The organism is Capnocytophaga gingivalis, assembly GCF_002302415.1.
Lineage (GTDB): Bacteria > Bacteroidota > Bacteroidia > Flavobacteriales > Flavobacteriaceae > Capnocytophaga > Capnocytophaga gingivalis.
Map to the genome: position 1 here is coordinate 2354474 of NZ_CP022386.1, position 23027 is coordinate 2377500.

A 23027-nucleotide genomic window follows, 5' to 3' on the forward strand; every position below is an offset into this window, starting at 1 on the left:
TATAAAAATGGATGTAGCAACATATAAAAAACTATTTTCCGAAGATGATGCTGTGGGATGGGAGGCTATTGACAAATCCTTAGAAGCGCTTTACCCCCATCAAGAACCTGAGCATTATGCTCCAAACCTTCCAGCATCGTTGGGAGGAGATTCTTATTTGGATGGAATAAGTATCTATCATAGTGAGTATCAAGAGCCACATTTTCATTTCGTTACTTATGGTTTTTCCGAGTTGTATTATAATGAAGAAGCCGCAGGGGGCGATTATAGTGGGTTTGGTTTCGAACTTACCTTTCGCCTGAAAAAATCAGGAGATGAGAATGTAGGTTGGGCAATAAACTTTTTACAAAATATAGCCAAATATGTCTTTACTTCAGGGAATTACTTTGAACCTTTCCATGTATTCCCTGCCAATAGCCCCATACGCTTGGAGTATGACACCCAGATTACTGCTGTGGCTTTTGTTCTTGATCCAGAATTGGGTGAGATAGATACTCCTCATGGAAAAGTTCAGTTCCTGCAAGCTGTGGGGATTACTGCTAAGGAATTAGAAATGCTTAGAGCAAGTTTTTCTATAGAAAAAGTGGAAGAACTTATCAGACAACTTGAAATAGGTAACCCGTTACTCATCACGGATTTGGACAGAAAATAGTTTTTTGAGGTTTAAATTACTAATCACTAAATTAATAATTAAAAATGGATTTATCAACCTATTATAAGCAACACCCAGAGGAACGGTATGAAAATATTCGTCGAATGGGAGAGATACTCAGTCGAGTAGAAGAGACTCTTACTAAGGCTGAAGCTCTTTTGGAAGAGTGGAAGGCCTTACAGCCAGATTTTGAAACTTTAGTAGCTTATTATGACAGTCCACAGTGGAGGGAGGATTATTTTGATAGCAATGATGGAAAGATTCCCGATGAGGTACCCCAGTGGGTGCTTACTCAAGATGCTATCTTCGATGCTATAGGAACTGAGTTTGACTTGGCTGATGGCTACAAGGAGCTTATAGAGACTATTGATAGTAAAAAGTGGAAAGAATAAAAATTAAAAAAATGAATAAGATAAAACTAACTTTATTTGTATTAAGTGCCATCTTTATGCAATCTTGTGCGAATCAGTCTACTGCAAAAAAGGAAGAAGCAACACCACAGGCAGAGACTACTACCAATAAACTTCCTAATCCTCAATTAGAGGGGCAATGGACAATTCTCCATATAAAAGGGGTGAAACTTGTCAAGAATACCCATAGTATCTATATGAAGGTAGACCTGCAGAAAAAAACAATCTCGGGGAGTGATAGTTGTAATAACTACACAGGTATGATTACTACCGTGACCGATAGCGAGCTTGTTTTCTCTCCAGTAGCCTCTACCCTAAGACTCTGTCCTGAAGTGGAGTATGATGGGGCTTTCCATACTGCCCTACAGGAGACAGTTTCTTATAAAATAGAACAGGATAATTTACACTTATTCAATAAGGAAGGAGAGGAAGTGCTCACTTTCTTGAAAAAAAATGAAAAGTAGTACTTAGCCATAGACTATTAATAGCTACCAATCATTGATTACAGATGAAATACCTATTACCATTACTTTTGTTCTCTTGTGCAGCTCCACAACAAATGGAAAAGAAAGTAGATACTCACTTGCTACTGCAAGGGGAATGGACCTTACAAACGCTTCGAGGAGTAGCGCCTGTAGCTTCTATTCCCTTGCCCAGCCTACAGATAGATCTTAAGGAAAATCGTATATCAGGCAATGGAGGATGTAATAATTATTTTGCCTCCATAGAGCATTGTTCTCCTACAGCACTTTCCTTTTCGGGAATTGGAGCTACTCGTATGCTTTGCTTATCGGAAAATATAGAAAGTGCTTACTTTAAAGCTTTACAAGAGGTAACTTCCTATAAAATACAAGAGAATACTCTTCTTCTATTTGATAAGCAAGGAGAGGAAATTCTAAAAATGACAAATACTATAAAACCACTAACCCACAACCAGTCATGAAAAGATTATTTTTGGCTATAGTAGCCCTTTCTATGTCCATGGTGGCGCAGCAAAAACCTATCTTTACTCAAGGAAAGATACAGCAGGCGACCGTTTATTTTACAGGGGTAGACCTTACCCACACAGCTTCAGCCAATATTCCTAAGGGAACAAGCGAGCTGGTGATTAAGAATGTCGCCAACTCTCTCTCAGAGGAGACAATACGGGTATTGGCTCCGTCCAATGTGACAGTTCTCTCGGTACAATTTACTTCTCGTTATATGCAGGAATATGAGGTGGAGAAAAATAGCCCTGCTCTCAAGCGTGTACAGGATAGCCTTACTCTCTTGGAAAAACAACTTAAGAAGCTTCGCAACCAGCGCTATACAGAAGAAAAGACCATAAGCCTCTTGGATGGAAACAATACACTCAAAGGTAGCCAAGATGGGATTGCTATAGGCGATATTCCTAAGCTTATGGACTATTATACCGCCAAGCGTACGGAACTGCTCAATAGCATAGATGTCCTTAAGGAAAAAGAAGAAACACTTACTACAGCTATTGCTAAGCTCAATGCTAAGCTTGATGTCAATGCTTCTCAAGAAGAAAAACTCTCCAATGGAAAAATTATCCTTCAGCTGATGTCGCCTGTAGCGCAAAAGGCTGATTTCCAAGTAAGCTATATCTCCAATCGCGCTACTTGGCGTCCATTCTATGAGCTTAGAGCCGATAGGCTCTCTGCTCCTATTCACCTGCTTTACAAGGGGCAAATCTCACAGAGTACAGGAGTGGATTGGAAAGGGGTGAAGCTCTCACTCTCCAGTGGCAACCCTAACAAAAGCAACCAATTCCCCGTATTAGAGGCATGGCATCTTTATTTTGGCAGAGAAACTTATGAGTATACTGGCGCCAGAAATGCAGCTCCTCTGGGATATGCTAAAGTTACCGCAGATGCAAGCCTCAAAAGAGCAGATGTGGAAAAAATGGTTTTAGAGGAATCCTCTGTGGCTGAGTATACTACAGTGGCTGAGAATCAGCTAAATGTATCTTTTGATATAGATACTCCTTATGATATTCTTTCTAATGGAAAAGCTCATAGCGTTTCCCTACAAGAGTTAGACCTGAAGGCTGATTACAAATACTATACAGCTCCCCGTGTGGACAAGGAAGTATATTTGGTAGCGGCTGTAGAGGATTATTCCAAGTATAATCTTCTCTCAGGAGAAGCAAACATTGTTTTTGAAGGGTTATATGTAGGGAAAACGTATATAGAACCTAATCAGACCAATGAGACACTCAATGTAACCATGGGGAATGATAGGAAAATCAGTGTAAAGCGTGAAAAGATCAGTGATAAGTCCCAAACCAAGTTTATCTCAGGGAATAAGGAACAGATATTCACTTATGATATTATATTGCGTAACAACAAAAAAGAGAAAGTAGACCTTGTTCTTAAGGATCAGTACCCTATCTCCACCGACAAATCGATGGAAGTAGAGCTCTTAGAAAGCTCTAAAGCTATTGTAGATGACAAGACACATATTCTCACTTGGGAGCTTACCCTCAAGCCCAACGAGACAAAGACCTTCCGCCTAAGCTATAAGGTAAAGTACCCAAGAGATAGAGTTATAGGGAATCTGTGATAATCAAAAATAATAAAAATCAGGAATTCATTATTTTATGAGTTCCTGATTTTTATCATTTATACGAAATGTGTTTTTTGGATAAATGATAATTCTTATTAAGGGATAATTTTTTAGATTTTATTAACGTGGAAAAAAATAGCGTTTTTTTTCCACGTTATACTCTACATGGAAAAAAATAGCGTTTTTTTTCCATGTTAGTTTTTTTCTCTCTTTAGTACCTTTATTAGATTTTCATTAGTATAATAGTTGCTTTTCCCTACTTTAATTTTGTCTAATAGGCCTATTGAAGAAATCATATCTAAATAATTCTGTGCAGTACGCTTACTTATATTCAAATCTTTTTCCAAAAATTCTATTTTGGTATAAGGATTTTTAAAGAGGTTATTAAGCAAGTCTTGACTATATATTTTGGGTAACTCACTGCGTAGGCGCTGTTTGGTTTGCTGCATGAGTACTTTGATTTCTTCTACAAGTTCAATGGTTTCTATAGCAGTAATTTCTATTCCTTTGAGGAGATAAAGTATAAGTGTCTGCCAATCATTATTAGTTCTTACAAAAACTTCAATACAAGAGTTACAAAAGCGCTAAGGAAGGTAGCGATAAGTACGCCTCGGGCTCTGAGGTCATGTCTTAGGCGGATAAAACCAAAGAAGGCTACAAGGTTCAGTATGGCGCCTAAGCCTATGATAGTGCCTAAGACTTCTTGCTCATAAGCCATGGTAAGCATAGTGACAAGGTCGGTAGGGTAGGCGAAGAAGAGCCACCATAGGAGGATTCCCAAGGCATTGGCTATGAGTCCTACTAAGAAGCCTATACCTATTTCTTTATATTTATTTCTTCTCATGGAAAGGGTATTGGTTAAGTTGTTCTAAGCTTGGGTAATGGGTAAGGTCAGCATGTACAGGTACTACCGAGATATAGCCATGATCAAGTGCCCATACATCGGTATCGGTACCTTCATCCTCACAGATAAATTTGCCCGTAAGCCAATAGTAATCACGTCCATGCGGATTGGTACGGTGGTCAAAGCGCTCTTCCCAGCGAGCACGTGCCTGGCGGCATACTTTTACTCCTTTGATTTCTTCTCGCTTGAGCTTGGGTATGTTCACATTGAGCACCACTCCGTGTGGAAGTTTGTTTTTTAGTACATTGAGGGTAATATCGCGCACAAAGTCAGTACATTGGGAGAAATCAGCATCCCAGTTCATGTCCAAAAGTGAAAAGCCAATAGCGGGAATTCCTCCTACTCCTGCTTCCACAGCTGCACTCATGGTACCAGAGTAGATGACATTGATAGAGGAGTTAGAACCATGATTGATCCCACTTACACACAGGTCGGGGGTACGATCAAGGATCTCGTGTCTGGCAATTTTCACACAGTCCACAGGGGTGCCACTACAGCGGTATTCCACTTGGGCGCCACTATCGGTATGGACACGTTCGCAAAATAGGGAAGAAGTAGTCGTGATAGCATGTCCCATGCCACTCTGTGGCGCATCAGGGGCTACAACGACTACTTCTCCTATGGTATTCATCACCTGTATAAGGGTACGTATACCTGGGGCAGTAATGCCATCATCATTGGTGATAAGGATTAAGGGCTTTTGCATATATTTTTTGAATAATGGTGCAAAAGTACAAAATTAATGTTTAATGCAATAATGATTAATGATTAATTTTTTAAGGGAGAGATAGTCAATTATTAATCACTATTTTTAGTTTTCTTTATAAGTCCTATTATCACTCCTAGGATTAGCCCCCCTAGCGAGCTTCCTATAATGGCATAGATGAAAGTAGAGATTACAGTGGGTTTGCCTTCAAAAAGTCCTTGTTGAAATTCCATTACTTCGTCCTCGGACATTCTTTGAAGCAAAGGAGCCATCTTTTCAAGGGCTAGCTCTACAACTTTTTCATAATAGTTAGGGTCTAAGTAAGTGGTATAGACAACACTATAGATAGCAGAAAATATTCCCGCGATGACCCCTATAAGGGCCCCTATCTTCAGACCATCAACCACAGTGAGTTGACCATTATTGGCTGTCTTATATTGCTGGATACCCCATGTAATAAATAAGGCATACATAGCTGCACCCACTAGCCATAAGAGAATACTCAAGCCTGTATTACTTGTGTAGAGCACTCCTGTGGTATACTGTGTAAAGTTAAAGATAATCATCGCTATTCCTAAGAAAATCCCATTTTTGATAACGATGTTTTTGAATGCTGTTTCCATAAATTAGTAAATTTAACAGCACAAATATACGAATTATTTTCTAATAACCAATGATTAAAGATTATTTTTTCATTAATCATTAATCATTGTTCATTGATCATTGTTCATTGGTTCCAGTCTATTTTTCGAGAAGCATACATAACGATCGCCAGGATGACAAAGAGCCCTACACTGCCTACTAATAAGGCATAGTTTTCCAGCTGGATAATCACATAGATAAATCCATATAGAGCAGCCAAAGAAATACCAATAAAGGTAGGAAACTTCTTGTTCTTGAGAATCGCTACCGAATACAGAGAGATAAGCCCTATGGTCATTACGGAGGAGATCAGGTATGCCAAGGCGAAACTACTATGTTCGGTAATGGAAACTAATAGGGTATAGAAAAGCACCAAGGCCAAACCGATCATGGCGTATTGGAAAATATGAATCTTTATCTTGCTGATACTCTGCAAGAGGAAGAATATAAGGAAGGTCATCCCAATGACTAAGAAGCCATACTTGACCGCTCGCTCATTCTGTTGGTACTGATCTACAGGGATTAAGAAATTTACCAAATAGGCATAGGAGTTGATTTTAGGAAGTTCTCCAAAGGACTGTTGCGAGAACGGACGGTTCAGGTGCAGTACCCGCCAGGAAGCTGTGAAACCTTGCGGAGTGATTTGCTTTTTGTAAGGGAGGAAATGCCCAAAAAAGCTCGGATTAGGCCAATTGGATGAAATAGTCCCCTCGGTGGTCTTGCCTATAGGCGCAATAGCGATGTGCTTGCTACCATCATAGGTGATAGAAAATGAGAAATCCAACGGCTTGTTGAGTTCCTCCTTGGGGATAAAGCCTGTTTGTAAGGAGGAAATATGGCTACTTCTACTACCACCATAGTATTCTCCTTCTATTTCTATCATAGCATCGGTGTCCTCCCAAGAGTAATAAGAATCTTCCCCCTCTTGGTCATAGGTAGGCTCAAGTGGGTAGGATTTTCCAGCCAAGGTAATCGTTACGATATTCTTGATACTGCTCAGGTTGGTCGTACGAATAAGGATGGTGGCTTTGTCCCAGGCTATATCTTCGTTGGGGATTCCTTTGGAGGAGAAATCAGGAGCTATATAGCGACCTGTAAAGTCCATAGAGGCGGTGAATACAGCCGATTCGTAGTTGTTACGCTTCTTTACCTCGGTCTGCACTTGGGAATTATTCTTCAGCTCTTCAGGGAAGAAATAGGCATAAGAGGTCTTGAAGGTAGTGCGATTTACATCCGAATAGACCTTGTAAGGGACTTTCAGGATAGGACCATAGAAGTAGATAGCGCCGCCCCATTTTGAGTCGATTTCATCTACCACACGCTCTTGACGGGATTTTCGCTCTCGTACCAAATCCTTGACAAAGGATAGCGGTATGAGTAATAAGAGCGCTAAAGTTCCAATAAGGAACATACGGAAAGTGTTGGATTGCAATAGGTTTGCAAAAGTTGATCTTTGAGTATCCATTTTTATTAAGAATTAAAGGGTTACAGAGTTAAAGGGTAATAGGGTTAAAGGTTATAAGGTCACGAAGTTATAGGGCTATAGTTCGGGACAAGACATAAATTCCTTTATTAACATTGATCATTAAACATTGATCATTAATCATTTTAAAAGTGCTTTGTAATTCAAAGTGTAAATATAAAAAAAATAATATGATGCTAATTCTCTTGGGGAGAGGTACTTAGTTGGCACATTTTCTCAAGGGCTTCCAGATGCTCTTGGAAGGCTTGGCGTCCCTTGGCAGTAGCTCTATAGCGAGTATTGGTCTTTCGACCAATAAAAGTCTTTTCTACAGCGATATATTCATCATTCTCAAGGGCATGGGTATGGCTGGCCAAGTTGCCATCGGTAACACCCAGAAGTTCTTTAAGGGTATTAAAGTCGGCACTTTCATTAACCATCAGTACGGACATGATTGCCAAGCGTATGCGATGGTCAAAAGACTTATTGATATGTGCTAAAAGAGACTTCAAAATTAGATAATAGGTATTTTAGGTAATAAAACCAGCAAGGGGTCTTTTAATTCTTTTTCTTTTTGGGTTCTATATAGAAATTCTTATCACTTAAAATATTAGTAATCATATATTTCCCTTTGTTATTTTTCTTCAATTGATAATCTACGCAAGTTTTCTTCTTTTCCCAGTCAGAAAGCAAAAAACATACTCTATATCTATCATTACCTAAAGAGGTAATTTTCAAACTGCGATTAAGAGTTTTTGCTTCATAGTCTTGTGCTTGTATAAAAGGGTCATACCCTGGTGAATTGTCTTCACCTGGTGGAGAGGGAGGAAATACTTTATTGAACAATTCCTTAGATACATATTTTAAAAATTGCTCTTCTTTCCATGAATTATCATCATATATTACTTTGTAAAACTCCTTCAAAGTAGCGATAGCCTTTTGGGTATCCGTATCATTGGTTTGTGCTTTTAGGCAGAGCCCTCCTATGAGGAATAATAGGGTTGTAATAAAAAATTTTGTCTTCATAGTATATTTATTATCCATCCCATCCTATATGGGTAATTTCTTTTCCTTCAAAATCTATTTCTAACAAATGATCAGGGGAGAAAATATCCCCAGCACTTATATGAGCAGAGATTCCTATACTCCCAATATCCAAATGACCGCTATATACCTCCAAAGTGTTGTACCAATTGTCATCAGCCTCAGGTGTATATGCCCCACAATGCTCATTGTAATAGTTAATGAGTGTCGCTTTAGCATCCGAAAGCCATTCTAAATATTTATTTATACTATGCAAACAGCTTTCTAAAGGAATATCTTTGTTTATAAAGAATGAAAAATCCTCTTCTTCTACCTCTCTGCCGAAAATAACTACTTTTCTCGTTGGGAGTACATACTCATATGAGGACTCAAAATCTTCTACTTTCTCAAAATCTTCTATTTTAAGAATTTTCTGCTTTTTCTTTGCTTTCGATTTGCGTATGTCCTTGATACAAAAAGTATCCTTGTGTGTCTGAGCTTTGTCCGCCAGAACTACTAACTTGCTTTTCTCCTTATAGTTGGTAGGGTCGGCAATACGCAAGAAAGTCTCATAAGCTGAGAGATGGTATTCTAATAGGCTGTAAGTATCAGTAAGGATACGTTCCTCTTCCTTAGTACGTTCAGTTTTGGCTTGCAAATCGTATAACAAGTCGTAAAGAGCCACAGCTCCCTGATGGGGTTCCTTTGCTTTGCGAAAAACATTAGAAGCATCAATATAGCGCTTGAGAACCTCTGTCATAATGATTCTTTTTTGTTTCGCTCATACTTGAAGTGCATAATACCTCCATAGAGTATATGGCATATACCAAATCCTATCACCCAAAATAGGAGCCCATATCCAGAGAACTGTACTGCAAAAAGTCCTAATACAATTTCAGTAATACCCAGATAGTGTACATCGCCAAAGGTGTATTTGCTCACATTCACACAGGCCAATCCATAGAATATTAGGGTCATAGGAGCAAGCAATCCATAATGTCCGTTCCTAAGAAGCAGTATACAGAGTATTCCACCGGTGAGTAAGGGGAGGGCAAAGTTGTATAAGGCACGTTTGGAGGTCGCATTGACCAGGGTTTCTCCATTGCGCTTGGCCTTGTAGGCAGAGAGCAAATAAGCGGTAACAATCGAGGCTACCAGTACTCCCAAGGCAATACCGATGAGCTTCCTGAAGGTATTGCTCTCCAAGATAACATAGGACTGCTGCAAGTAGTGATCCTCCAAGATACTAAAAGCCAAACCCGCTCCGATAAGGGCATATATTCCTGCCAATACCCCTGAGAGCCCACTTAAGGAGAGAAATTGGGTGGATTTGCGCATTATCTGACGAATTTCCTTTAGGTCATCCAAGTATTTATGCTCTTCCATATAAAAGTACTTTGAGCTGCAAAGTAAAAACAAAAAATCGACATGACCAAATCTTTTTGAAAAAAAATTGTATTTTTGTCGCGAAATAGCCTAAGAAAAAATTTCTTTATGATGAGAATATCCCTAATCATTACTATAATGTGCTTGTTTTCAGGGCTTATGGGCTATGGACAAGGCGTGATCAAACCACCTAAGTGGAAGGAAACGGAGCTACGAGGGGAAGTGAAATCTATAAAAATAAAAACAGCACTTTATCCTATGCAAAAACAAGTCTATCCTTCTCTTAAAAAGATAGAAAGGAAACCTTCAGTTGTCCTTACCGATACCTATTTCTTTGACAAAGAGGGGATACCTATTTCTTTTAGTATTGACAAAGATGTCCAGCTATCCTTTAGCTATGAGTATAATCAAGAAGATAGAATCATCAGGAGAATATCTGAGAATACAGCTCTCTCTTATCAAGAAGAAACGATCTATAAGTACGATCTTAAAAATAATCTGATAGAAATAAGTACCAAGGGAAAATCACAAGAGAAACTCGATAAGTATGAACTTACTTATAATGCAAAAAATCAGCTTATAGAAAGAATAAGAACCCAGTATAAGCAGCAGGATACCCTGAGGTCTCAGCACTGTTATCTGTATGATGTACAAGGACATATATTGGAGGAAACCATTAGTAACTTCAATCCTTCAGAAGACCACTGGAAAGTAATTCAAGTGATTCGCTATCAATACAATGAAAAAGGAAATGTCATAGGACAAAAAGAGCTCAATAATATGGGGGGAGGCGTGTACCTGCCTCGAGAATATTGCTATACCTATACTTATGACAGCCAGGGGAATTATCTTACTCAGATAGAATACCATGTTTATGGGAAAAGAAAAGAGAAAGTAAAGGTCATCGAACGAGAAATAGAGTATTATTAAAGGTTTTTGCCCAAAAATATATTTTAAGAACTAAGAAGTATGAATCAGATTATTTTATGGTGCCTATGTATTGAAATTGATAATCCTTTATCTACCCAAACGATAGAGGAAAGAACTTATTAGATAACTTTTAGCTTTAAAATATTTCAAAATGACTATAACAGATGCTCCTAATACTTACAATAATGCTATAGAGATACTCTACCAGAAGGGATATGAAGTGTTTTTACTTGACAAAGATGAAGATTACCTCATTTATATGAAAAAGAATGAGGAAGTTACTGTTGCCAATGACCCTCTTTCGTTATTGGCTATAAGTTATTTGAAGGAAAATGGAAAAATAGTAGATGAGTGCTGGGAAGATAAGTTTATGGACAACTTTTCGGCATTAGCTATTAAGGAGATACTCAGTAGAAAATACAGCATAAAAATTACTGATAAACACTCTGATTGGTATGACTGGATTGTTAAGAAGAAAGATGAAATGTACTTTGCACAAACGCCTCTTAGGCTCTTGGCTTTGCTGTTGCTCATAGATTATTATGGATGGGATTGGTATAAAATAGCTGTTCCTTCTCACCTCAACGAACTAAAAAGCTACTAAAAACAACAAAGGCTGTCGCAAACTAAATTTTGTGACAGCCTTTTGTTACTTTTTGTTTTTTGTTAATGGCAAAAAACTACCATATCTAAATCGTTTTTAAGGCAAAAATCGATATTTTCTTTTAGCCCCATAATGGCCTCATAAGCAAAACCTTTTTCATCATCATCTCCATCTAACATAGCTTCTATTTCATCCTCCGTTTTATGAACTTTGGCAAACAAAGAGGCTATATGTTCAAGTCTTTTCTTGTCTAATAGGTCTATCATAGGGAAATCGGCTATTAGAGGTAGCGGAAAAGGGTCGGCATAATCAGCAGGGAATAACTCTGTCTCTATATCAATCTCAATATCATAATCTTCGGCAACAGTTTCGTTGATAACTTCGGTTATATACCCTAACTTAATTTCTTGTGTTTTGGGCAGGGTTTCCCCTAAAGTAGCACAAATTCCGATGAAAGCATACCCGTAGTGATACCCCTCCAAGGTGTAAGGATTGCCCTTTATAATATCAATAAGGGCTTGAGAGGTTTCTTGGTTTTGTTCGGCATAGTTTTCGAAAACATCATTGGCTTTTACCTTTTGCAAAAGGGCTTCATCTTTAGAGCCAAAAACAGCTTTGATTTCAGGAGTTTTCACTCCGTAAGTAAAAATATAATATCCCATAATTAAGTGGATTTTTAAGAAAGGACAAAGATAGTATTTTTTATCTATTATTCAGTAATAATATTGCATCCCCAGCCGTCATAGTAACCATTGAATTGGAGAGAGAGTTCAATCAGGTCAGATACGATTTCTTCGATGTGCTCAATGTGGTCTTCGCGAGAGAAATTGAGTACATAGCGGCTTTCGGGGTTGTTTTCTTCGTTGTAGTTGGCTGAAAGGATTTTAAAACCTGAGCTTTTCACCAGTTCGATAAAGGCTTTTTGTTCGTTTTCTTCACCGAAATATACCCAGTGGTCGATTTCACGGGGTTTTTCGAGGGTATCACCCCCTTCTTTTAGTTGTTCAATCACCATTCGGTTGAGGATTTGGTGGATTTCTACACTATTGGGATAGAGTGTATGCAAATATTCTTGCCACTGAGGGTCTTCTGCTGAAAGACATTTAAACTCATAGGAAGGGAAGGCTTCCATTGCTTTATAGCAGGCTTTTATAACAGTTTCGGTGTCTTTGCTGTAGCTATAGACTTCGCGGTTGCCTCCTCCGGTGACAATAGCTACCTCAATAGCTCCTACACTCTCGATAGCATCGCAAAGAGCGTCCTCAATATTGGCAAGGATTTCGAACTCTTCTTGAGATGAAAAGCCATTATCGTAAGGGTGTTGCATTTTTACTATGGCACGCACTACCACAGGAAAATCTGCGATAGGAGCGATACTCTTCAGCGCTAAATTCAGCCGAATAGAGACGGGAGTCTCGCCGAAAGAAGTGCGGTAGAAGTCCCAGTTTTCGGGGATTTCGATAGGGGAATGGTTGTTGTTCATAGGCAATTGTTTTTAATAAAGGGCAAAGGTAGTGATTTTATTTTAAGAATATAAAATATTTGTGAGTTATGGGAAAAAGATGTATATTTGCAAAATTTAAAAATAGAAAAGAACAAACATTATATAGAAACCATATACAAAAAAGACTTTTATGAAAAAACATATTATGTTTCTCCTATTGATAAGCCTTAGCCTGATTGCTTGTGGGAGAAAAAATGTAAAGAATCCCTATCAAAAAGGAAAAACAGTTCAGATGCATTTTCAAGGCAATCACTTTAAAAAAACGGATTGGGAGCTATTGGGTTTGCGTGGGAAAGTAAAACGATTGGAAGAGATCTTTGATTACTATGAATATGCAGAAGATGGCTCAGCAAAGAAGTTGGATGTGGCTGCTGTTTTGCCAAGAGAAGGTACATTTTTCAGTACAATAAATGGTCTTCCTCTTATTATTGATTTTGATGAAGAAGGTTATATTATAGGCACACGGAGGTATGAAGATACAGGAATAGACTCTCTTATCTACAACTATAAAGAGAAAACTATTACTCAATATACGGGAGATAAAAAACAATATATAGATTGTTATAAGTATGATGAAAGAGGGAATGTAATAGAAGAGAGATGGGGCAGAGTAGTTCTTCCTTCTTATAAATACTATCATATTACTTATAATGATAGAGGACAAAAAATAAAAGAAATTTCTTCTATAAGCAAAACAAAAATTGAATTAGGGAAGGAAACTATCTATTAGGTATGATTCAAAAGGGCGTATAATTTATGAGGAAAAAAAAGGGGGTTTAGGAGAGATAAGAGAATATACTTATAATAAAAAAGGAGATATTCAAACCATTAGAAAGAAACCCTTCCTTGAACCAGAACAAGAACTCAGGTATGAATACACTTATGATAAGCAAGGTAATTATATTAAAAGCATTCTTTATCTGAAGGATAAAATAGAAGGAAAATTAACCTCTCAAGTAACACAACGAAAAATAGAGTATTACTAAAAACAACAAAGGCTGTCGCAAACTTTACTTTGCAACAGCCTTTTTTATAGGTTTAATTCTTATGATCTAAGACCTCCCTCCCACGAGTACTGAGGTCATACTGATAGAGCCTCCTACGATTGAATCATTGAAAATCAGCACTTCATCATCTTCTTCTCGCAAAGCCATTACATAGAGCAAAGGCAAGTAATGGTCGGGGGTGGGCACCGATAGTTTTGCGTTTTCTCCGAATTGCTCAAAATGTACTAACGCCTCTAAGTTATTATCGGTTATCGTTTGATTGATTTGATCACGAAAGGCAAAAGCCCAATCATAACCAGCATCTAAATCGTTGATATAACGAAAGTTCATCAGGCGCAAGTTATGTATGATATCCCCGCTTGCTAAAATCAATACTCCTTGTTTGCGCAAGGGAGCAAGTTTTTTGGCTAAATCGGCGTGCCATTGAGCAGGCTTGGTAGCATCTAAGCTCAGTTGTACTACGGGAATATCTGCCTTGGGGTACAAGAACTTTAATACCGCCCAAGCGCCGTGGTCAAATCCGCGTTCGGGGTCTACTTTTAGGTCAGTATCCGCAAGTAGTTCTTGCACTTGTGCTACTAACTCTGGAGAACCTTTAGCGGGATATTGCACTTCGTTGAGAGCTTTTGGAAATCCGTAGAAATCATACATCATTGGAGGATTAGGGTTTCCCATAATAAATAATCCCTCACTATACCAATGAGCAGAAATACACAAGATAGCTTTTGGTTTATCAAAAGTCTGTGTGATTTCGGCAAACTTTTGGTTAAAAGGATTCTGCTCATCAAGAGCGTTCATTGGATTGCCGTGTCCTACAAATAGAGCTGGGATTTTCTTAGTCATTAAAAGAATTTCAGTTTCTAATTTGCTAATTGAATTGCGAGTTCTTTCAGTTGTGCCTCATCGATAGGGGAGGGGGCATCAATCATCACATCGCGACCGCTGTTGTTTTTAGGGAAAGCGATAAAGTCGCGTATGGTTTCTTGTCCGCCGAGGAGTGCCACCAATCGGTCGAAGCCAAAAGCCAAACCACCGTGAGGAGGAGCGCCGTATTTGAAAGCGTTCATCAAGAAGCCAAATTGTGCTTGTGCCTGCTCGGGGGTAAAGTCTAATAGCTCAAACATCTTGGCTTGTAACTCTTGGTTGAAGATACGTATAGAACCACCGCCTACTTCGTTGCCGTTGAGCACGAGGTCGTAAGCATTGGCACGTACTGCCCCAGGGTTACTGTCGAGCAAAGGAATATCTTCAGGTTTAGGCGAGGTGAAAGGGTGGTGCATCGCAAAGAAGCGTTCTTCCTCTTCGCTCCACTCCAAAAGTGGAAAATCTACGACCCAAAGTGGGGCATACTCATCAGGTTTGCGCAAGCCAAGACGCTCGGCAAGTTCCATACGGAGGGCGCTGAGTTGCCCACGTACTTTGTTTGCCTTTCCTGAAAGGATGCAGATAAGGTCGCCTGCTTGGGCGCCAGTGCGCTCTGCCCACGCCTTGAGATCGTCCTCGTTATAGAATTTATCTACTGATGATTTGAAGCTACCATCTTCATTGCATTTTACATATACCAAGCCTGTTGCGCCTATCTGTGGGCGTTTCACCCATTCTACCAAAGTATCAATCTCTTTGCGGGTGTAGCTATTAGCTCCAGGTACGGCAATACCTACTACCAATTCGGCTTCGTTGAATACCTTGAAATCGCGGTGTTGAGCGAGGTCGTTGAGTTCGCCGAATTTCATACCGAAACGGATATCGGGTTTGTCGTTGCCGTAAGTTTTCATCGCCTCGGCATAGGTCATACGAGGGAAAGCCCCAAACTCTAAGCCTTTGAGTTCTTTGAGGAGGTGTTTTGCCAATCCTTCAAAGGTCTGGATGATGTCCTCTTGTTCTACAAACGACATTTCGCAGTCTATTTGGGTAAACTCCGGCTGACGGTCAGCGCGGAGGTCTTCATCACGGAAGCACTTTACAATTTGGAAGTACTTGTCAAATCCGCCTACCATTAGTAGCTGCTTGAAGGTTTGTGGGGATTGTGGCAAGGCGTAGAACTCACCTGGGTTCATACGGCTGGGCACTACAAAATCACGTGCGCCTTCGGGTGTTGATTTGATAAGTACAGGGGTTTCTACCTCTATAAACCCTTGTCCAGAGAGGTAGTTGCGCACGATCATGCCTACCTTGTGGCGGAAGATAAGGTTATCACGTACAGGAGTACGGCGTATATCGAGATAGCGGTACTTCATACGGAGGTCTTCACCACCATCAGTAGTATCTTCAATGGTAAAGGGGGGTATTTCGGAGTGGTTGAGCAGGGTGAGTGCCGAAACGAGGATCTCCACCTCTCCGGTAGGAATATTTGTATTGGCAGCCTCGCGCTTGATCACAGTACCTTGTATCTGAATCACGTCCTCACGTGAGAGGGTTTTCGCCTGCTCGAAGACTGCTTTATCAGTGCGTTCTTCATCGAATATAAGCTGGGTGATGCCATAGCGGTCGCGAAGGTCTACCCAAATCATAAATCCCTTGTTGCGGATGCGTTGTACCCATCCGCTGAGGGTTACTTGTTGTTTTTCGTGTGAGAGTCGTAACTCTCCACAAGTATGCGTTCTGTACATTTTTTGTTTGTTGTTGGTTATAAGGTTTGAGTTTTTTAATAATAACTGATTTCGTAAATAGTGGAAGCGTCTTGTTTGGTAAATACTATTTCTTTTCCTTCTAAATACTCTCTTTTGCCATCTTTTTCTTTATAAGAGAACTCATAATACCTCTCTTGTTCATATTTTACATCAATAGGTTTGCCATTGGTGTCTTGCGTGATATGTTTTTTATAAGTGATAACAAACTTATAAATTCCGTTATTATTACTAATAAGTTTGTAACTTAGATTTTTTAAAGTGCCATCTTGTATTTTAGCAATTTTCTTTTCTAAGTCTTTTACAGTTTCTGGGCTATAGGAGGAGGTCCCTATACTTGAATTTGCTACTCCAAAACGATTTTCTACAATTTTTGTTACATAACCATCATTATCATAATTATAGCTAAAAGCAGTAGTATTGGATGAAGTATAACCAAACTCTTCATCACTAAATTCTTTTTTCATTGATTTAATGAGATTTTTAGTATGAACTCCTATAGGTAACAATATTTCTCCTTCAAAAAAAGAGATATACGTACCTATAATATCTCCAGATTCGTCACTGAAAAGTAACCACTTATTCTTATTCTCATTAGGATAATAGGTCATAGTAGTGGTTATAGTTTCTGTTTTACCATTTACGTTTCTTATGCGAAATAGCTGGCTAATATTTCCTTCTGTCCAAGTGTATTTACCTCTTCTTGATTCTATCAGTTGTCCTTTTGCATTATATGCAAAATCGTTATTAAAGCCTTTGTAATAACCCATGTTATTCAAAACTTCTTCATGTGTTTGATTACTAAATTTTGCAATTATTTTTCCTTGAGGATATTCAAAAGTTGTTTCTTCTTCTGGTTTTCCTTCCTCTTTAATAGTCTTTTTTGAGATACGTCCTTGCTCATCATACGTATAAGCCACAGAACTATTTTTCAGTGTATATTGGTAACGAGGACTATCTTCTGTTGACAAAGGGACATATTCTCTTTTCAAATAAGTAATCTTCACCTCTTTAATTCTCTTTACCTCAGTGGTTTTAGGGTTTTCAGGATTATTAGTTGTTGGGTTGTCGTCACTTTTTCCACAAGAAGCTAAAGTAAGAACAGCAGTTGCTACTAAAAATATGGTTCTTTTCATGTTGGTATTTTTAAATAATTCATTTTTTTGAAACGTTTCCAATTCCTTGACTGAGTATATCTACATCAAGGATAATATTTTTCTATATTAAGAGATGTAATGATTTTTTCTTTGTTTATGATTAGGCTGTTTCAATAGGTTCTAATAAGATGCAAAAATAGTTATTAATTTTGAGATGACAAAGTACAAAATTAATTTATATCTTTGCACAGCCAAAAAATGTGTCTAAATGACGACAAACAAAAACTACCTAAAGAAGACTTTACAACTTGTACTCCCTTTATTATTGGGGCTTTTCTTGTGCTGGTATGCTTTTGCTCAGTTCAGTACAGAGGAATTAGCACTTATCAAGGAACAATTCCTTAGGGCTGATTATTCCTATTTATGGCTTTCGGTGGGTATGGGCTTCCTCAGTCATGTATCTCGTGGGCTTCGCTGGCAGTATACCCTTGCTTCTATGCACTATTTTCCTAAGCGGTATAACCTTGTCTTGGCGGTATTTGTTGGTTATTTGCTAAACCTGACCATACCTCGATCCGGAGAAGTCTCTCGTGCCTTGCTTATCAATCGGTATGACAAGGTTCCCTTTGATAAGTCCTTTGGTACCATACTTACTGAGCGGGCTATAGATATGTGTATTTTGCTGTTGCTCATTGCCATTGTTTTTGTTTTTCAGTTTGATTTGGTATGGCATTTCTTAGAAAACTATTTTACTTTTTCCTATATTATAGTAATACTCTTAGTTTTAGGGCTTTTGTTTGTAGCATTTCTCTATTGGCTTTACCGATCCACTACTTCCATAGCACAGAAGATACGCCAATTACTTTCAGGCATCAAGGAAGGAATTTTCTCTATTGTACATTTGAAGAAAAAGTGGCAATTTGTAGCCCATACTTTATTTATTTGGATTATGTACTTTCTGATGTTCTATATAGTATTTTTCTCAATGGAAGAAACTAAGAATCTATCTCTTTTGCAAGTGCTTACAGCCTTTGTCATTGGGAGCTTTGCTATTGTCTTTACCAATGGTGGTTTGGGTGCTTACCCGCTTTTTATAGCTAAGGTATTGCTCCTCTTTGGTGTAGCTGAGACCGTTGGGACAGCTTTGGGTTGGGTGATATGGATTGCCCAATTCCTGATGATTATCCTTTTTGGAGGATTGTCGTTTTTGCTATTACCTATTCTTAATAAAAGAAATAGGTAAGAGCTAACAGGTAATAATATGACCCGATTAATAACTCAAAACTTAAAACTCAAAACTCAAAACTAATAACTAATAACTATGACTTGTTATCATTGTGGAAATTATTGTGACCCAAAACACCCTATTGTCTTTGATGATAAGTATTTTTGTTGTCAAGGGTGCCAAACGGTCTATGAGATTCTCTCTGCCAATAAGTTAGACAAATATTATACCTATGAGCAAACCCCTGGTGCACGCCCAGAAGAGGCAGGGGAGAAGTACCATTTCTTAGACAATCCCCAGATTGTAGCAAAGCTGCTGGAGTTTGACGAGGGGAATACACAAATCGTCTCCTTATATATTCCTCATATTCACTGTAGTTCGTGTATCTGGGTGTTGGAGAATTTGCAGAGATTACACGAAGGTGTGATACATGCCTTAGTTGATTTTCCTAAAAAGACGGTACGCATTAGTTACCTAAAAGACAAAATCACTCTGAAAGAGTTGGTGATACTTCTATCCAAAATAGGCTATGCTCCTTATATAAGTTTGGACGATTATTCTCAGAAGAAAGACAAGAAGGGACAAAAGCAGCTATTGTACAAGTTGGGAGTGGCAGGTTTTGCTTTTGGGAATATTGGACTATTATCTTTCCCTGGGTTCTTTGAGGACAACGAATTTTGGTTCAATCGCTATAAGGATTTCTTCCGCTGGCTGATGTTTGCCTTCTCCCTACCTGTGATGTTCTATGCAGCCACGGATTATTTTGTCTCCGCCTACAAGGGGATTCGCAACCGTTTTCTGACCATTGATATTCCTTTGGCATTGGGAATACTTACCATGTTTGTTCGTAGTACTTATGATATCATATCGGGTAGGGGACAGGGCTTCTTTGATAGCTTAGCTTCCTTAGTTTTCTTGTTGCTTATAGGCAAATTCTTTCAGCAACGCACCTACTCCTTTCTCTCCTTTGAGCGAGATTACAAAAGCTATTTCCCTATAGGAGTAACTCGTATAGAGGGGGGTAGGGAAGAGAGTATTCAGGTATATGATATCAAGGAGGGTGACCGCTTGCTCATTCGCAATGAGGAACTGATTCCTGTAGATGCCGTACTTATTCGTGGGGTAGGCCAGATAGATTATAGCTTTGTGACAGGGGAGTCCAAATGGACAGAAAAGAACAGTGGTGACAAGCTCTTTGCAGGTGGTCGCCATAAGGGTACCGCTATAGAGATAGAAGCCACCAAGATTGTTTCCCAAAGCTATCTTACCCAGCTCTGGAGCAATGAGTCTTTTCAAAAGAACAAAAACGAAGGTATTAAGACCCTTACGGACAAGATTAGTCAGTACTTTACCTTCTTTGTACTGCTCATAGCTTTCCTAACCTTAGCCTTTTGGCTTTTCTATGGCACTCCTACCGAGGCGTTCAATGCCTTTACAGCAGTGCTTATTATCGCTTGCCCTTGTGCTTTGGCGGTTTCCGCTCCTTTTGCCTTGGGGAATATGCTCCGACTCTTAGGGAAACATCGTTTTTACCTCAAAGATACTCAGGCCATAGAGCAAATGGCACAGGTAGATACCTTGATTTTTGATAAAACAGGTACCATTACCCAAAGTAATACTCAAGAAATTAGCTATGAGGGAACTTCTATGAGTGCAGAACAACTCATTTTGCTCAAAAGTGTATTACGCAACTCCAACCACCCGCTATCTCGCCAACTATATGATTATTATAATCAGGTAGGCATTTGCCCCTTGGATAGTTACCAAGAGTTGATAGGAAAGGGAATGGAGGCGACCTCAGGTACTGACCATATAAAAATAGGCTCGGCTAAGTTTGTCGCTGATAAGGATAACAAAGATGAAACAGCGGTATATGTGAGTATTAATGGACAATTAATTGGCAAATATACCTTTAAGAACCCTTATAGGAGTCATATATTTACCGTTTTCCATGAGTTAGAGGACAAGGGCTATACTTTAGCGCTCCTCTCTGGGGATACTCAAGCAGAAAAAGCTTTCTTACAAAGCCAACTCTCAGCAAAAGTATCTCTGCACTTTAATCAAAGTCCAGCTGATAAGCTCCATTATATAGAACAATTGCAGAAAGAAGGAAAGATAGTAATGATGCTGGGCGATGGGCTGAATGATGCTGGTGCTCTCAAGCAAGCCCAAGTAGGCTGTGCGGTAGCTGAAAATAGCAATACTTTTTCTCCTGCCTGTGAGGCGATACTACAGGCCTCTGAGATAGAGAAGCTTCCACAATTCCTTACTCTAAGTAAAAAGACCATGCAAGTAATCAAGATGAGTTTTGTACTCTCCTTATTATATAATTGTATAGGTACGTTCTTTGCCGTAACAGGGAACTTAGAACCCGTAGTAGCGGCGATTTTGATGCCTATCAGTTCTATTAGTATAGTGCTTTTTACAACTTTGATGACTAATGGACTGGTAAAAAGGTTTATAAAATAGATTGACAATCAACCACTTAAAAAACAATCAAAAAATTTTTCAAAAAACATTTGGTTGATTAAAAAACTTGTTGTAATTTTGCACCCGCTTTCGAGAAGGGAGCGACGCTCATAAAAGAAGAAAAAAAATATTTTAAAAAATATTTGGTGGAATGAAAAAAAGGTTGTACCTTTGCACCCGCAAAAACGACGAGGTGGTTTTCAAGAAGCCTGAAAAAAATATTTTAAAAAATATTTGGTAGAAAGGAAAAAAGGTTATACCTTTGCACCCGCCAAAAGAGCGAGAAGTTCATTAAGAAATATTGATAATACAGCACAGAAAGATTTAGACTAAGCGGGCTTTATACGAGTCAAAAGAGATTTAAAGATTTAACGATGAAGAGTTTGATCCTGGCTCAGGATGAACGCTAGCGGCAGGCCTAACACATGCAAGTCGAGGGAGAAGCCCTTTCGGGGGCAGAAACCGGCGCACGGGTGCGTAACGCGTATGCAACCTACCTTTCACAGGGGGATAGCCCGAAGAAATTTGGATTAATACCCCATAATATTATTGGATGGCATCATTTGATAATTAAAACTGAGGTGGTGAAAGATGGGCATGCGTCCTATTAGCTAGTTGGAGTGGTAACGGCACCCCAAGGCTACGATAGGTAGGGGTCCTGAGAGGGAGATCCCCCACACTGGTACTGAGACAGGGACCAGACTCCTACGGGAGGCAGCAGTGAGGAATATTGGTCAATGGTCGGAAGACTGAACCAGCCATGCCGCGTGCAGGAAGAATGCCTTATGGGTTGTAAACTGCTTTTATATGGGAAGAATAAGGCGTACGTGTACGTTGATGACGGTACCATATGAATAAGCATCGGCTAACTCCGTGCCAGCAGCCGCGGTAATACGGAGGATGCGAGCGTTATTCGGAATCATTGGGTTTAAAGGGTCTGTAGGCGGGCTATTAAGTCAGGGGTGAAAGGTTTCAGCTTAACTGAGAAATTGCCTTTGATACTGGTAGTCTTGAATATCTGTGAAGTTCTTGGAATGTGTAGTGTAGCGGTGAAATGCTTAGATATTACACAGAACACCGATTGCGAAGGCAGGGGACTAACAGACAATTGACGCTGAGAGACGAAAGCGTGGGGAGCGAACAGGATTAGATACCCTGGTAGTCCACGCTGTAAACGATGGATACTAGCTGTTTGGCGCAAGCTGAGTGGCTAAGCGAAAGTGATAAGTATCCCACCTGGGGAGTACGCACGCAAGTGTGAAACTCAAAGGAATTGACGGGGGCCCGCACAAGCGGTGGAGCATGTGGTTTAATTCGATGATACGCGAGGAACCTTACCAAGGTTTAAATGGAGACTGACAGGTGTAGAGATACGCCCTTCTTCGGACAGTTTTCAAGGTGCTGCATGGTTGTCGTCAGCTCGTGCCGTGAGGTGTCAGGTTAAGTCCTATAACGAGCGCAACCCCTATTGTTAGTTACCAGCAAGTAAAGTTGGGGACTCTAGCAAGACTGCCGGTGTAAACCGTGAGGAAGGTGGGGATGACGTCAAATCATCACGGCCCTTACATCTTGGGCTACACACGTGCTACAATGGTCGTTACAGAGAGCAGCCACTGCGCGAGCAGGAGCGAATCTATAAAGACGGTCACAGTTCGGATCGGAGTCTGCAACTCGACTCCGTGAAGCTGGAATCGCTAGTAATCGGATATCAGCCATGATCCGGTGAATACGTTCCCGGGCCTTGTACACACCGCCCGTCAAGCCATGGAAGCTGGGAGTACCTGAAGTCGGTCACCGCAAGGAGCTGCCTA

General features: G+C 39.5%; 24 protein-coding genes and 1 rRNA gene (1 of these 25 cut by a window edge). 11 read left to right on the plus strand and 14 right to left on the minus strand.

Annotation, left to right across the window (positions count from 1 at the left end; all coding sequences use genetic code 11):
• Positions 1-7 precede the first annotated feature (7 nt).
• From CGC50_RS11215 to CGC50_RS11235, 5 genes are read left to right on the plus strand one after another with little or no spacing between them, the layout of a single operon-like run.
• The gene (locus CGC50_RS11215) at positions 8-652 is read left to right on the plus strand and encodes a suppressor of fused domain protein (RefSeq protein ID WP_095910885.1); all 645 of its coding nucleotides are present in this window, start codon (positions 8-10) and stop codon (positions 650-652) included.
• 44 nt (positions 653-696) lie between these two features.
• Entirely contained in the window at positions 697-1044 is a 348-nt protein-coding gene (locus CGC50_RS11220) for a DUF4298 domain-containing protein (RefSeq protein WP_002666128.1), read from the plus strand.
• Positions 1045-1055: 11 nt separating this feature from the next.
• Complete coding sequence (locus CGC50_RS11225; protein WP_002666146.1) at positions 1056-1526, plus strand: META domain-containing protein; 471 nt, start codon at positions 1056-1058, stop codon at positions 1524-1526.
• Between the two features lie 44 nt (positions 1527-1570).
• On the plus strand, positions 1571-2005 hold the full coding sequence (locus CGC50_RS11230) for an META domain-containing protein (RefSeq protein ID WP_095910886.1): 435 nt from the start codon (positions 1571-1573) through the stop codon (positions 2003-2005).
• Positions 2002-3627 carry a DUF4139 domain-containing protein gene (locus tag CGC50_RS11235; protein WP_095910887.1) on the plus strand — a complete coding sequence of 542 codons (1626 nt, stop codon included), beginning with the start codon at positions 2002-2004 and terminating at the stop codon, positions 3625-3627. The genes CGC50_RS11230 and CGC50_RS11235 overlap by 4 nt, the downstream gene beginning before the upstream one ends.
• A gap of 197 nt (positions 3628-3824) precedes the next feature.
• Here CGC50_RS11235 and CGC50_RS11240 read toward each other — a convergent pair whose 3' ends face one another.
• The 9 genes from CGC50_RS11240 to CGC50_RS11280 all read right to left on the minus strand — a co-directional run bounded on the left by CGC50_RS11240 (position 3825) and on the right by CGC50_RS11280 (position 9753).
• Positions 3825-4079 carry a Fic family protein gene (locus CGC50_RS11240; protein ID WP_002666163.1) on the minus strand — a complete coding sequence of 85 codons (255 nt, stop codon included), beginning with the start codon at positions 4077-4079 and terminating at the stop codon, positions 3825-3827.
• 101 nt (positions 4080-4180) lie between these two features.
• Positions 4181-4474: a hypothetical protein gene (locus CGC50_RS11245; RefSeq protein ID WP_095910888.1), complete on the minus strand. Its 294-nt coding sequence runs from the start codon at positions 4472-4474 to the stop codon at positions 4181-4183.
• Complete coding sequence (surE, locus tag CGC50_RS11250; protein WP_095910889.1) at positions 4461-5240, minus strand: 5'/3'-nucleotidase SurE; 780 nt, start codon at positions 5238-5240, stop codon at positions 4461-4463. The genes CGC50_RS11245 and surE overlap by 14 nt, the downstream gene beginning before the upstream one ends.
• A 92-nt stretch (positions 5241-5332) precedes the next feature.
• Positions 5333-5863, minus strand: a complete 531-nt coding sequence (locus tag CGC50_RS11255) for a DUF4199 domain-containing protein (RefSeq protein ID WP_095910890.1) — start codon at positions 5861-5863, stop codon at positions 5333-5335.
• Positions 5864-5967: 104 nt separating this feature from the next.
• Positions 5968-7347: a cell envelope integrity protein CreD gene (creD, locus tag CGC50_RS11260; RefSeq protein ID WP_095910891.1), complete on the minus strand. Its 1380-nt coding sequence runs from the start codon at positions 7345-7347 to the stop codon at positions 5968-5970.
• Between the two features lie 194 nt (positions 7348-7541).
• Positions 7542-7856 (minus strand): winged helix-turn-helix domain-containing protein, encoded by a 315-nt coding sequence (locus CGC50_RS11265; protein ID WP_095910892.1) that lies wholly within the window; start codon positions 7854-7856, stop codon positions 7542-7544.
• Positions 7857-7902: 46 nt separating this feature from the next.
• Entirely contained in the window at positions 7903-8370 is a 468-nt protein-coding gene (locus CGC50_RS11270; RefSeq protein ID WP_095911362.1) for a hypothetical protein, read from the minus strand.
• A 10-nt stretch (positions 8371-8380) separates the two neighbouring features.
• Positions 8381-9127 carry a hypothetical protein gene (locus CGC50_RS11275; RefSeq protein WP_095910893.1) on the minus strand — a complete coding sequence of 249 codons (747 nt, stop codon included), beginning with the start codon at positions 9125-9127 and terminating at the stop codon, positions 8381-8383.
• Complete coding sequence (locus tag CGC50_RS11280; protein ID WP_002666151.1) at positions 9124-9753, minus strand: hypothetical protein; 630 nt, start codon at positions 9751-9753, stop codon at positions 9124-9126. Before CGC50_RS11280 ends, CGC50_RS11275 begins: the two co-directional genes overlap by 4 nt.
• A gap of 108 nt (positions 9754-9861) precedes the next feature.
• On the opposite strand from CGC50_RS11280, the gene CGC50_RS11285 reads away from it, so the two are divergent.
• Positions 9862-10683, plus strand: a complete 822-nt coding sequence (locus tag CGC50_RS11285) for an RHS repeat domain-containing protein (RefSeq protein ID WP_157909456.1) — start codon at positions 9862-9864, stop codon at positions 10681-10683.
• A 151-nt stretch (positions 10684-10834) separates the two neighbouring features.
• On the plus strand, positions 10835-11287 hold the full coding sequence (locus CGC50_RS11290) for a hypothetical protein (RefSeq protein ID WP_095910895.1): 453 nt from the start codon (positions 10835-10837) through the stop codon (positions 11285-11287).
• 62 nt (positions 11288-11349) lie between these two features.
• Here CGC50_RS11290 and CGC50_RS11295 read toward each other — a convergent pair whose 3' ends face one another.
• Entirely contained in the window at positions 11350-11949 is a 600-nt protein-coding gene (locus tag CGC50_RS11295) for a DUF7691 family protein (protein ID WP_095910896.1), read from the minus strand.
• 47 nt (positions 11950-11996) lie between these two features.
• Positions 11997-12770, minus strand: a complete 774-nt coding sequence (locus tag CGC50_RS11300) for a DUF695 domain-containing protein (protein ID WP_095910897.1) — start codon at positions 12768-12770, stop codon at positions 11997-11999.
• A gap of 151 nt (positions 12771-12921) precedes the next feature.
• Between CGC50_RS11300 and CGC50_RS11305 the strand changes: the two genes are divergently transcribed.
• Positions 12922-13521, plus strand: coding sequence for a hypothetical protein (locus CGC50_RS11305; protein ID WP_157909457.1), 600 nt, complete (start codon positions 12922-12924; stop codon positions 13519-13521).
• A gap of 322 nt (positions 13522-13843) precedes the next feature.
• Here CGC50_RS11305 and ygiD read toward each other — a convergent pair whose 3' ends face one another.
• The 3 genes from ygiD to CGC50_RS11320 are packed head-to-tail and all read right to left on the minus strand — an operon-like array spanning position 13844 to position 17561.
• Complete coding sequence (gene ygiD, locus CGC50_RS11310) at positions 13844-14641, minus strand: 4,5-DOPA-extradiol-dioxygenase (protein ID WP_095910899.1); 798 nt, start codon at positions 14639-14641, stop codon at positions 13844-13846.
• A gap of 17 nt (positions 14642-14658) precedes the next feature.
• A complete protein-coding gene (gene aspS, locus CGC50_RS11315) occupies positions 14659-16407 on the minus strand; it encodes an aspartate--tRNA ligase (protein WP_095910900.1) in 1749 nt (582 codons plus the stop codon).
• 35 nt (positions 16408-16442) lie between these two features.
• A complete protein-coding gene (locus CGC50_RS11320; protein ID WP_095910901.1) occupies positions 16443-17561 on the minus strand; it encodes a sugar-binding protein in 1119 nt (372 codons plus the stop codon).
• A gap of 229 nt (positions 17562-17790) precedes the next feature.
• On the opposite strand from CGC50_RS11320, the gene CGC50_RS11325 reads away from it, so the two are divergent.
• The 3 genes from CGC50_RS11325 to CGC50_RS11335 all read left to right on the plus strand — a co-directional run.
• Complete coding sequence (locus CGC50_RS11325) at positions 17791-18765, plus strand: lysylphosphatidylglycerol synthase transmembrane domain-containing protein (protein WP_095910902.1); 975 nt, start codon at positions 17791-17793, stop codon at positions 18763-18765.
• 78 nt (positions 18766-18843) lie between these two features.
• On the plus strand, positions 18844-21216 hold the full coding sequence (locus CGC50_RS11330) for a heavy metal translocating P-type ATPase (RefSeq protein WP_095910903.1): 2373 nt from the start codon (positions 18844-18846) through the stop codon (positions 21214-21216).
• 371 nt (positions 21217-21587) lie between these two features.
• Positions 21588-23027: ribosomal RNA gene (locus CGC50_RS11335) — 16S ribosomal RNA — on the plus strand; it runs 74 nt beyond the window's last position.

Bases quoted from the DNA above. Each gene is read 5' to 3' on its own strand.
- CGC50_RS11215 (WP_095910885.1), top strand. From the start codon at position 8: ATGGATGTAGCAACATATAAAAAACTATTTTCCGAAGATGATGCTGTG.
- CGC50_RS11220 (WP_002666128.1), top strand. From the start codon at position 697: ATGGATTTATCAACCTATTATAAGCAACACCCAGAGGAACGGTATGAA.
- CGC50_RS11225 (WP_002666146.1), top strand. From the start codon at position 1,056: ATGAATAAGATAAAACTAACTTTATTTGTATTAAGTGCCATCTTTATG.
- CGC50_RS11230 (WP_095910886.1), top strand. From the start codon at position 1,571: ATGAAATACCTATTACCATTACTTTTGTTCTCTTGTGCAGCTCCACAA.
- CGC50_RS11235 (WP_095910887.1), top strand. From the start codon at position 2,002: ATGAAAAGATTATTTTTGGCTATAGTAGCCCTTTCTATGTCCATGGTG.
- CGC50_RS11240 (WP_002666163.1), bottom strand. From the start codon at position 4,079: ATGCAGCAAACCAAACAGCGCCTACGCAGTGAGTTACCCAAAATATAT.
- CGC50_RS11245 (WP_095910888.1), bottom strand. From the start codon at position 4,474: ATGAGAAGAAATAAATATAAAGAAATAGGTATAGGCTTCTTAGTAGGA.
- surE (WP_095910889.1), bottom strand. From the start codon at position 5,240: ATGCAAAAGCCCTTAATCCTTATCACCAATGATGATGGCATTACTGCC.
- CGC50_RS11255 (WP_095910890.1), bottom strand. From the start codon at position 5,863: ATGGAAACAGCATTCAAAAACATCGTTATCAAAAATGGGATTTTCTTA.
- creD (WP_095910891.1), bottom strand. From the start codon at position 7,347: ATGGATACTCAAAGATCAACTTTTGCAAACCTATTGCAATCCAACACT.
- CGC50_RS11270 (WP_095911362.1), bottom strand. From the start codon at position 8,370: ATGAAGACAAAATTTTTTATTACAACCCTATTATTCCTCATAGGAGGG.
- CGC50_RS11275 (WP_095910893.1), bottom strand. From the start codon at position 9,127: ATGACAGAGGTTCTCAAGCGCTATATTGATGCTTCTAATGTTTTTCGC.
- CGC50_RS11280 (WP_002666151.1), bottom strand. From the start codon at position 9,753: ATGGAAGAGCATAAATACTTGGATGACCTAAAGGAAATTCGTCAGATA.
- CGC50_RS11285 (WP_157909456.1), top strand. From the start codon at position 9,862: ATGATGAGAATATCCCTAATCATTACTATAATGTGCTTGTTTTCAGGG.
- CGC50_RS11290 (WP_095910895.1), top strand. From the start codon at position 10,835: ATGACTATAACAGATGCTCCTAATACTTACAATAATGCTATAGAGATA.
- CGC50_RS11295 (WP_095910896.1), bottom strand. From the start codon at position 11,949: ATGGGATATTATATTTTTACTTACGGAGTGAAAACTCCTGAAATCAAA.
- CGC50_RS11300 (WP_095910897.1), bottom strand. From the start codon at position 12,770: ATGAACAACAACCATTCCCCTATCGAAATCCCCGAAAACTGGGACTTC.
- CGC50_RS11305 (WP_157909457.1), top strand. From the start codon at position 12,922: ATGAAAAAACATATTATGTTTCTCCTATTGATAAGCCTTAGCCTGATT.
- ygiD (WP_095910899.1), bottom strand. From the start codon at position 14,641: ATGACTAAGAAAATCCCAGCTCTATTTGTAGGACACGGCAATCCAATG.
- aspS (WP_095910900.1), bottom strand. From the start codon at position 16,407: ATGTACAGAACGCATACTTGTGGAGAGTTACGACTCTCACACGAAAAA.
- CGC50_RS11320 (WP_095910901.1), bottom strand. From the start codon at position 17,561: ATGAAAAGAACCATATTTTTAGTAGCAACTGCTGTTCTTACTTTAGCT.
- CGC50_RS11325 (WP_095910902.1), top strand. From the start codon at position 17,791: ATGACGACAAACAAAAACTACCTAAAGAAGACTTTACAACTTGTACTC.
- CGC50_RS11330 (WP_095910903.1), top strand. From the start codon at position 18,844: ATGACTTGTTATCATTGTGGAAATTATTGTGACCCAAAACACCCTATT.